A 10120-nucleotide genomic window follows, 5' to 3' on the forward strand; every position below is an offset into this window, starting at 1 on the left:
TATCTCTGGCTTTACCAAATATCTTGGGTACTTACTATCAATGTTGAAGAGCGATGCTCTATGGTCGATTAACTCATTCCAAGTGTAAGAGCATAGGTAACCTGAAGTTTCACGGTTTTGCGCAAAAACACGGTATTCAAATAACTGCTTTGGTTTTTCAAATAAGTGTTCCATTTTTGCCTCCTAATTTTGGAGCAAGTTAAAGGTAATTATAGCCACTATTTTTAGCCAAACAGCACTCTTACTAGAACAAATAACCATTAGAAACAAAGGTATAGTAACTATGTACCAATGTATGGGTTATTGGTGCAGAAATACAGGCTATTTTTATGTGTTGTTTACCACGTAAAATAACAGTCTCTTCGGTCTACTGAGGATGTGTACATGACGCGAGAGCAGCTAAGATTAGCGCGACTTGTCACCGCTGAGAGTTTAGTGCCACAACAACATACCAACGGTCGCGCATTTCGCACGGCGGTCGAATGTCGCCTCCAAGCAATGATCAAATATCCCGGTGCCGCTGAATTTCACTCCTATGACGAGTACCTATATGCTGCCCTGCAAGAAGGCGACCCTCGCGTGGTTAGTTACATTCCTCAACCGCTAAAACTTCGGTACCGAGGCGTGCCCTATCGGCCCGATGCCTATGTATTAAAACGTGATGGTCGCTACATTATCGAACTTAAACCGCGGGGTGAATGGGATGACGAAAAGCTTGCCGCACTCAAAGCATTCTGCCAGTTACATAATCTAATCTTTGAACTTATTGCCAACGAATCAGCCCGTGAACGTGAAACGGAAGCATTAAATTGGTGGCGTATCGTTCGCGTGCTATATCGTGCGCGTCATGTAAACACCGACAACCACGAATTAAATATTCTGCTTGAGTGGCCCCTAGGCCAGACCTTCCCCTTACGTCACTGGTTACACCCTTTGGACCGTGAATCGCGCGCAATGAGTGAAGTTGCCTTATTCAGGCTACTTCATCGCGGCAAAATTCAGGGGAATTTAACCCAATGTCGACTCAGTTATGATCTGGAGTTATCCCGATGTCCCGTTGGCGACATGCCCTCGCGCTAGCGCCGCACTACTACGATTACAATAATTGGCCATTGGTTGAGGTCGATGCCTTACCGGTTTCTGTGCGAAGTACGTTCCTACGTAACCAACAAGTAGCTTGTTGCGTACTAAATGGCGACGCACTTAACCACGTAGCAGAGCGTGTCGCCTTATCCCCTGGCCGGATCACTCAGTTACTTAATCGTTGTTTTACCGAGGATCATGACGGTCAATGGCCGTTGACAAAAGCGCTAATTCCCCATCAACATCTCAAAGCAAATGAACGACTTATTGCGCTGCCAAGCGTGCTCAAACCTAGCGGTGAAAAAGGGGCGTTTCAAGCCTTGCTCAGCGAACTGCCTAGTATCGAAGTCATGATCGATGAGGCTATTGCTGCGCACTTGAAAAAAGCACGATACGCACCAACCTTATTACTTCATTCCATTTTTGGCATGTACAAACAGTGTCTGGTCGATGCACACTGGCCACACGATCGCTACCCCTATACCACAAATAAGTACGGTTACGAATCCTTACGTCGTCATATTCATAAAAAGCTCGCGAATGCGCTTCAAGCACGAGAGCGCACAGCTCGAATGAAATTTCCAGCCAGCCAGCCCCCTTTGCAGGTCATGGATCGTGTCGAAATTGATGAGCAGGTCATTGATTTCCAGGGACGGCTGACTCTCTGTTTAAATGATGAATTAATCCCTCTGCGATTAGCTCGCGCGACTTTACTAATCGCAGTAGACGTGGCCTCTTCGTGTTATCTTGGATACCACCTATCACTCACAGACCATCCTAGTGCCCTCGATCTACAGACACTACTCGATAACTGTCTGCAATCTTGGCAGCCGATGACACTCACTTCCCCCTTATTTACTTACGACCCGGGTGCCACTTTTCCATCGTCCTTACCTGACTTATCGCCCCTTGTATTCGAACGCATTGCACTTGACAATGCCTGGATGCATCACGCAAAGGCGATTGAACAGCTTGTTGTCGTTGATCAAGGGGCGACCCTTGAGTTTGGGCATCCGAAACATCCTGTCGCGCGGAGTGAAGTTGAACGTGCCTTTGATTATATTAATCGCCACCATAGTCATAAATTACCTTCGACGACAGGATCGCATCCGCGTGACCCTAAGCGAGAAGATGCAAAAAACCGAACTAAACCTCCTGCCATCAGTCTGCAAACGTTTGAAGAAGCGCTTAGCATTGTGTTGACTCAACATAACGTACTAAGTAAAGGCGGAAGAAATGCCGGATCTTCCCCTCTAACGTTGTTTGCGCATCAATGGCAACATCACTGGCACCCCAGTGTCTCTGAAGACATTGGCGTGCCACGCAACCCGTTCCGCCTCCGGTTACGATTACCCATTAAGCGAAATCGCGACAGCGGGCAATGTTATTTGTATTTTGAACGCGTGCATTACTACCTTGGCGACCTCGCTCGATTAGCGCCAAGCGAAACACATGTCTACGCGAATATGGATGCGCGTGATATTCGCAAGTTTGAGGTCGACACCGAAATGGGCAGGCCTATCGGCGTAGCAACCTGCTCACGTTCCTGGCAACGATTCCCCCACTCCATCACGATCCGAAAATACATCAACAAATTAATTCGCCACGATAAAATTCAGGCGCGTGATCCCTTAGCGGGATTACTGCACTATCTACTTAAACACAAGCAGGAACCAAAGCATGCGTTGAGACTGCTACACGTAGCCACTACATTTCAATCGAACGGCGACGCCCTCGACCTCAATCAGCCAGAACGTGTAAAAGCGAAACGCCAAGCTAAAGCCAATGCCACATGGTCTAGTCAGACGGCTTTTAGCCATCCTGGAGAACCATCATGACGTCCCAGGAAATGCCTTTTCACCCCCTCATCGATACACCGCTAGAGGTCGTATTCGATACTCAAGCATCGCTCCAATTAGAGGAAACAGTGAAACGTTGGCTATGGACCGGAGGAACCGGCGGCTATATTATTGGGCCGGCACGAATTGGAAAATCCTTTGCCGTACGTCGTCTCGTTGATCGCTTGCGTAATCGTCAACAACGTCGCGTTCCGGTGATCTATACCTCCATCAATCGTCGTGATATAAAAACCATACGAGGCGTCTTTAACAATCTATGCTTGAGCGTCAATGTGCCTGTATCGAAATCCGACTCATCGGATGTTTTGGCCGCACGCTTCGTACAACATGCCTTGGATTTAGTTAGCCTTTATCAAACTTATCAGATCGTTCTGATTGTCGATGAAATGCAGCGATTAAGTCTGGATCAACTGTACGCGTTTTCTGAGATTTTTGATGCATTTGAAACCGCTAGAATCCGACTAATGTCGGTGTTCGTGGGTAATCAGAATGAGTCTAATCAACTCTTAGATCAAATTCACCAATCGACAAATGACCATATATACGGGCGCTTCTTTCGTCAACACACATCGTTTTACGGCGTGCAGTCTGAGTCAGCACTCAGGGAGATACTGACTCAATATGATTCCTTTACCTACCCCGACAATGGACCCAGCTTTACCGCGTACTTTCTACCCCGAGCAGTCGAACAAGGCTGGCGATTCGTCAATATGGCTAGCGACATCTGGCGTGTTTATTGTGATCAATTCTGCCAAGAGGAAGAGTCACAACTAACCATGGAAATCTGTCGAGCGACCCTAGACATTCTTCTAATGGACTTCTTGCCACGGTTGACGGTTGTTCACGACTATGACGATGCCCTTATTACTGAGGCCTTTTATGTGGCGGGGATCTGATGATCGTGAATAAGTATTTACCCGACGACTATCTCGTTAATCAAGGTCGTTTCTTTTGGCTACCCTATTTGAGTCAATGGGGACGCTGGCGTATTCAGTGCATGGCCAATCCTGGACTACTCATGCGCGATATACGCCAAGGTAATGATCAAACGATTTTTGCGACGCATGCTGATCTAAACCGCCATAAATTCAAACCAGCCTTACGTCATTGTGCACAATGCAGTGCGCTTTTCTATCATAGCGATATCTATGATTATCCTTGGTTAACGAATTGCCCCATTCATGATACGACCTTAGGAAGTACTTGTTCGCGCTGCCACTCCCCATATCCCAAAACACGACAGGAAATTGCTACGCGCCATTGTCCTCAATGTGGTCGAGGTAGGGATGACCGCATTGAAAAAACACTCGCCTCAATCATCGAGGGCCAGGCATCCCTAGCAGAAAAAATTGACTCGACGGTTGGCTATTTGACTAACCTGATCACTAACATTGATGAAAAACTTCGCATGAAGCTTGGTGACGAGGACAGACTAATACAGAAATTGGGATTGTCGTTCCCATATCCATCACGATTTTCGCCGGAGCATCCGGATTTTTGGGCAATATGTTGCAAAGCAGGTTGGTGCAAGAAAAAGCAGCTAAGAGCAATTCATGGCGTTGAGGTGAGCAAAATTTCTAGCGTCACATTTTATCTTCAGTCGTATGATACAGAAGCACATCGTGACCGATATTTTGAGCAAATTCACGATTTAGAAACGTTAGTCTTAGAGTATGGTATGTCACGTCTGAAATTAATTAGCGGTTTGCTTAAACAGCATCGATTGCTTTCAATTCAATCCTATCGATATCTTTCGATCAACCATTTCCAGGCGTTATCGCCACCTTGCCCTATTTGTTTCGCACTGAGCGTATGGCTAATGCTTATGTTTACATTAACGTCTCACTTCCACAGTGCTAAGGTGCTGGAGAAAAGCTTAGAAGAGATGACCCCTCTGTTCCTTAAACAAACCGGATGGGCTGGTTGCTACACGCTTATACAACGACTCGTCAAAGCATTCACTATCGTTCCCTTATTTGAAAGTCATGCGCTCCGTCACTTTATTGTACCTCGTGCATTCGATGCTTTGCTCTATGCCCTGCTTCGATATGCTATTCATTTTCAACAAACTTTGAACACAAAGGATTTTGAGTACTCGCAGACCTACAGGCTAAAACACGGTGATGAATACGAGACCGAAGATCTAGTATCGATCGCCTCATTTTCTGGATCTGCAGACGAGTTATCATTCTGTTTATCCAAAGAAGATGTACTAAATAAGATCAAAGCATTAGATTGGCCGGCAATAGAAGCTTGCAAATGTGGTCTATTTCAACAAGAGTACCGTTCTTTAGCCCCTCCCATGTTGACAGTGTTTAATGATGTATTGGATCTAGATACGTGCCGTGAGGATAGTATAATAACTTATCTACATAAGTTTCGATCCCATATTAGAGATGATATTGGTGCTGTTCAAGCGTTTGGTATCAACCCATTTACATATCATTATGAAAAACGGGAAAGAATGTTCGGTAAGTCTTCGGTAAAAGGGTTATAAAGGTTTACGACTACTCACATCGCTGAGTCATTTTATGGGAATAGATAACTTAATATTCAAGAACCGACCTTGCTTCTTATCACAAACGATGAGTAAGTAGGCATTAATCTCTAGCTGAGCTAGAAGAAAAGTTCATTGCCTTTGTTCGGATAGCGGACCTTTGAGACTGGTTTGAACCGACTCTTTCAGTTCAGTGATTCCATAAACACTTATCAAGAGAGTTCGGCTAAAACCAACGAAATGAGTTTCATCGGTTAGAAGAAAAAAGCAGATCTTTTTCTTGTGTAACAACTATAGCAGTTACCTTCACAAAGCGGTCTTTTGGCGGGTTTTGCTTTTTGGCAGCTGTGATGAGACAGCCGACATTTTCGAACTATCACATTGTCCGCTTTTCTGTCATTACCGCGCAGGCGGTAATCTATTTTTTAAGTGACGTTGATTGTGCCATTAGCTGCCGTTGAAGCTTGGTTTAGATTTGGCCTAAATATAACATTTACGAACGCTCATGGAATGCTGGCTTTGAGCACAAAGCGCTAGTTTATTAGCTCCAAGATATTTTCGACTGACAACATACCAGGATTACAAGTACGTATGCAAAATTACCGTTTTAATCACTTATTTAGATAAGGGTAATGCAGCCAGTTTTAAAATTGAGCCAATGCTTACACTCGACCTAAAACGCTCTTTTCTCATTGAAACTGTTGTAAAAGGTTATCCCTTTGAATACTCTCACCAAAGATATTTTTTAGCTGTAAAAAACAAACCAACATATTGATTGGAAACCTCAAAGACAATTGGTAAATCATAGCTACAAGATACATTTCAACATTCGCTTTATGTGCAAAGTACGGGTATTTATGCGAGAACCAATTTCAGTCAGTGTATTTCTTTATCGAGAAACTAGAAACCAAAGACAGTATCTGTTGTTAAAGCGGGTACCTCGCCCAGACTTAGCTCTTTCTGGTTTTTGGCAAAGTGTTACTGGGGGGAAAGAGCTAGGCGAGAGCCTTCAAAAAGCTGCGATCCGAGAAGTTTTCGAAGAGTCAGGTATATGCATCTCAAATATTGGTAAGTCAATCTACCAGTATGAATACGCTATTAAACCAGAGTGGCAATCAAAGTACGCAAGAGAGCACAATACTATTCAAGAATTCGTTTTCTCTGCGCCTGTAAGTACCGACCCAATATTATCCAGCGAACATTGTGAGTTTGGCTGGTTCAGTTTTGAGAGAGCTAAAGCAATGTTAGAATTTCAACTTAGCATCAAAGCATTAGCGGTTATTGAGGCTTCGTTAGCTACATAATATACTTAAAAACCCCTTTCCTACCGCACAAAAAAGCAGCGCTGTAGTCACAAAGAGATCAACTCTGTTTATACAATTTTACAACCGAAGGAAGTTTCGTGAAATTATCGCTAATGGCAGCAATATCAAAGAATGGAGTCATAGGGAACGGCCCAGATATACCGTGGAGCGCAAAAGGAGAGCAGTTACTATTTAAGGCAGTCACCTATAATCAGTGGCTTTTAGTCGGACGAAAAACCTTCACGTCTATGGGAGCTTTGCCTAATCGTAGATATGCTGTCGTAACCCGTTCAAGCTTCACATCAGATGATAAGAATGTCTTAGTATTTTCAACGATCGAAGATGCTCTAATCCATTTAGAGAAAATAACAGATCATGCAATTGTATGTGGTGGCGGCGAAATATATAACAGCTTAATCGGCAAAGTTGATACCTTACATATTTCAACTATCGACATTGAGCCCGAGGGGAATATCTATTTCCCGAAAATCCCTAGTAGTTTTAAGCTAGTTTTCACTCAAGACTTCGTGTCCAACATAAATTATAGTTACCAAATATGGCAAAATGATTAAGAGGCCTTGATGCGCCTCCAGTCTTATAGAATAAACTGTTGGGTACGCCTAGATGACAAAGTACGAATTATACCTTTGCGATACAAGTGGAGAGCACACACCTGTTGCAATGTTTATATCCAATACACCTTTTCTACCAGTTTCGGTCGGAGAAAGGTTTGATGACCACGGTTGGGATAGGCTCGATGGTGTTGGACGGATCGCATCCGAACAATCTCCTAAGAGGTATATTGTGCACTCAATTAAGCATACGATACTCACTAAGCAAGATATCTTGACGGTCCAGTATTGGCTAAACTTAGAGCCATATGACGGACCAAGGTCGGCAGCATGGGGTGATTGTTAGTGGCGCCCACCAAGGATCCGCCCCTCTGAGTAAACGCTAATTTCGAACAGACGTTCGTTATCGACGAACTAATTCTATAAGATGTTGCAGTTCGAACTTCACCTACGAAAATATAAAAGTGATCTTAAACAATTAGATCACCCTTGAGTAAGGTGACAAAGCTAATTATGTTTCATTTTATCTAGCCTAACTTTTTCCCCAGAAGTTCTCAAAAACCAGCTCATTCAAGTCGAATTTTTCTGACCATTTTTCCATCACGAGCATCGGTTTCTCATAGAACCCATCAACATGACCAATACACAGAATCGCAACGGGATGGCTTCCTTGAGGCATTTCAAGAAGCTGTTTAAGGTCCTCCGGTTCAAACAAAGATACCCATCCCATGCCTACACCTTCGGCGCGAGCGGCTAGCCACATATTTTGAATGGCGCAGGATAAGGATGCCAGATCCATTTCTGGCAAGGTCCGTCTTCCAAATATATGTTCATCGCGTTTGTCAGGCAACGCAGCTACAATTACTTCTGAACATTGAAGTATGCCCTCTACCTTCAGTTTGAGAAAATCTTGCTCACGCTCTCCTAGGGCTTGCGCAGTAAATTTTCGCTCTTTATCCACGAGTAAATGAATTGAGTGCTTAATATCGTAATTCTTGATTCGGATAAAACGCCAAGGCTGCATTAATCCAACACTAGGCGCCAAGTGAGCTGCCGCAAGAATTCTACCGAGCGTAGTTTCTTCTAGCGGCTGACCATTAAAATGGCGCATATCCCTGCGCTCAGCCATAACGCGGTATATTGCCTTTTTATCGGCTTCAGGATAACTGAACGACTTACTCATGACTTAGAGCCCATCTCATCATCCTTACGGCTATTGGCGATGCGCAAGCGGCGTTTTATCACTGGCGCTAGCTATTTTCTCTTTTTCTTCATCGAGTATTTCTTGAGGAAATTGTCTCATGAAACAATTACAAATCCCGTCACCTATCATGGTTCGTGGCCCCATTGGGTGTCCGATATGTTTGTAAACGCCATGGGAATGCCCATGACTATGTGAGTGGCCATGAGAGTGGCCATGAGAGTGTGAGTGGTCATGAGAATGACCGTGTGAATGTTCATGACTAGGTGAGTCATCGTGCGAATGACTGCTTTCAGACACGCTGCCATTTGGATTATTCGGGTCAAATTCAGCATGATGGTGATGCACGTCAACCTCTCCTGCCGCCAGCCTCCGCTTGAACGATGACATTAAGTTTTCTGGCAGTAACTGATTCGTCATAATTTCACGCACACGAACTTCAAATGCATCGATAACTTTTTCATGATCATTAAGATAAGGCGTCTTAATGAACTCGCTATCAGGAAACTGTCCGGCGACATGGTCTACATATCCGTAAATACGTTTAATTAACCTGCCTGTGAACAGAAAATACGGTGCCACCACTATTTTTTTAAAACCGAGTTTTACCAATCGCTCCAAGCCTTCTCCAACCGATGGGTAGGTTACCCCTGAGTAAACCGTATCAGCCCAGCCAAAACCCATATTCTCATTGACGATTCGAGTCAGTTTAGCCACTTCCGCGTTTGCCATGGTATCTGACGTTCCGCGCCCTACAACCACTAGCATAGTGTCATAAAGTTGATCTGGAGGGTTGTTGGAGTCTAGCCCGAGTGACTCATATATTCTTGCTTGAAACGCCTCGATCATCGCTTCGTGCAAGCCGAGTTCATTGCCGTAAGCGACTTTCACGTTCCCCTTTTTCTCTTCGAATGTCGTCAATACAGATGGAATGTCGTTCTTTGCGTGAGTTGCGGCAAACAACATTCCTGGAACCGCGTAGATCTCTTCGACACCTTGATCAATTAACGAGTTTAGACCCATATGAATGTTGGGTGCGGAGAACTCCAAAAAGCCATATTCGACAGGCATATCTGGAAATCGTTTTTTTAGTCCTGCTGCGACACGCCCAAATTCACGCTCTGCGCCTTTGTCTCGACTGCCATGGCCACAGACCATAATGCCACGTTTTACTTCCACTGATTGATCAGCCATATTGCCTCTCCATTTGTATGTCGTTTGCGGTGCCAGCAAAATATTTTTTTAATGCGTGCATGCTTTGTTTAATTTTATGATTTAGTTCCGTCACTTGTTGGACGTTTTGTATATCGACAAAGCCTATCCTAATTAAAGAATGCCCTTTACCGATTTTGATTAATCGAAGTAAAACACCGTGCTGTGCAAACACTTCGAATAGTCGTTTTGCTTTTTCATCTTCGAGGGTATAGGTCGAAAACAACAATTGGTGGGCTTCTGATACATCGCCCCCTTGTTCTCGCAATTGAATAAATAAACCTTGCCACAGCTTTTGGTTATCTCGAGACAAGTCGAGGTATCGCTGGCGCGCGTCAGCTTGCCATTGCGCATCAAGAAACGCTCGAGTCGCTATTTCTTGGGCAGGCCCA

Annotated in this window: 10 protein-coding genes; 7 read left to right on the forward strand and 3 right to left on the reverse strand. The window is 44.3% G+C overall.

The genetic code is table 11. The features are described from left to right. Positions 1–384: 384 nt before the first annotated feature. The 7 genes from A3756_RS18090 (at position 385) to A3756_RS18120 (ending at position 7661) form a co-directional block, all read left to right on the forward strand. On the forward strand, positions 385–1080 hold the full coding sequence (locus A3756_RS18090; protein WP_068513285.1) for a TnsA endonuclease N-terminal domain-containing protein: 696 nt from the start codon (positions 385–387) through the stop codon (positions 1078–1080). Continuing rightward, positions 1050–2921 (forward strand): hypothetical protein, encoded by a 1872-nt coding sequence (locus A3756_RS18095; RefSeq protein ID WP_068515030.1) that lies wholly within the window; start codon positions 1050–1052, stop codon positions 2919–2921. The genes A3756_RS18090 and A3756_RS18095 overlap by 31 nt, the downstream gene beginning before the upstream one ends. Next, positions 2918–3838, forward strand: a complete 921-nt coding sequence (locus A3756_RS18100) for an ATP-binding protein (RefSeq protein WP_068515035.1) — start codon at positions 2918–2920, stop codon at positions 3836–3838. The genes A3756_RS18095 and A3756_RS18100 overlap by 4 nt, the downstream gene beginning before the upstream one ends. Before the next feature lie 5 nt (positions 3839–3843). Further along, entirely contained in the window at positions 3844–5439 is a 1596-nt protein-coding gene (locus A3756_RS18105; protein WP_156490580.1) for a hypothetical protein, read from the forward strand. An 857-nt stretch (positions 5440–6296) separates the two neighbouring features. After that, positions 6297–6743 carry an NUDIX pyrophosphatase gene (locus A3756_RS18110; protein WP_068515042.1) on the forward strand — a complete coding sequence of 149 codons (447 nt, stop codon included), beginning with the start codon at positions 6297–6299 and terminating at the stop codon, positions 6741–6743. Between the two features lie 98 nt (positions 6744–6841). Continuing rightward, complete coding sequence (gene dfrA, locus A3756_RS18115; protein WP_068507422.1) at positions 6842–7315, forward strand: trimethoprim-resistant dihydrofolate reductase DfrA; 474 nt, start codon at positions 6842–6844, stop codon at positions 7313–7315. Between the two features lie 52 nt (positions 7316–7367). Then, entirely contained in the window at positions 7368–7661 is a 294-nt protein-coding gene (locus A3756_RS18120; RefSeq protein WP_068515045.1) for a hypothetical protein, read from the forward strand. Between the two features lie 186 nt (positions 7662–7847). On the opposite strand, the gene bluB is transcribed toward A3756_RS18120, so the two are convergent. The 3 genes from bluB to A3756_RS27920 form a co-directional block, all read right to left on the reverse strand. Then, complete coding sequence (gene bluB / locus A3756_RS18125) at positions 7848–8498, reverse strand: 5,6-dimethylbenzimidazole synthase (RefSeq protein WP_068515048.1); 651 nt, start codon at positions 8496–8498, stop codon at positions 7848–7850. Positions 8499–8528: 30 nt separating this feature from the next. Then, positions 8529–9710, reverse strand: coding sequence for a sirohydrochlorin chelatase (locus A3756_RS18130; protein ID WP_068515050.1), 1182 nt, complete (start codon positions 9708–9710; stop codon positions 8529–8531). Then, the coding region (locus A3756_RS27920) for a hypothetical protein (RefSeq protein WP_197481375.1) at positions 9703–10120 on the reverse strand (418 nt) is incomplete at its 5' end. The genes A3756_RS27920 and A3756_RS18130, both read right to left, overlap by 8 nt.

The sequence above is a fragment of the Oleiphilus sp. HI0086 genome, from assembly GCF_001635225.1.

Bases quoted from the DNA above. Each gene is read 5' to 3' on its own strand.
- A3756_RS18100 (WP_068515035.1), top strand. From the start codon at position 2,918: ATGACGTCCCAGGAAATGCCTTTTCACCCCCTCATCGATACACCGCTA.
- bluB (WP_068515048.1), bottom strand. From the start codon at position 8,498: ATGAGTAAGTCGTTCAGTTATCCTGAAGCCGATAAAAAGGCAATATAC.
- A3756_RS18120 (WP_068515045.1), top strand. From the start codon at position 7,368: ATGACAAAGTACGAATTATACCTTTGCGATACAAGTGGAGAGCACACA.
- A3756_RS18110 (WP_068515042.1), top strand. From the start codon at position 6,297: ATGCGAGAACCAATTTCAGTCAGTGTATTTCTTTATCGAGAAACTAGA.
- A3756_RS18095 (WP_068515030.1), top strand. From the start codon at position 1,050: ATGTCCCGTTGGCGACATGCCCTCGCGCTAGCGCCGCACTACTACGAT.
- A3756_RS18090 (WP_068513285.1), top strand. From the start codon at position 385: ATGACGCGAGAGCAGCTAAGATTAGCGCGACTTGTCACCGCTGAGAGT.
- A3756_RS18130 (WP_068515050.1), bottom strand. From the start codon at position 9,710: ATGGCTGATCAATCAGTGGAAGTAAAACGTGGCATTATGGTCTGTGGC.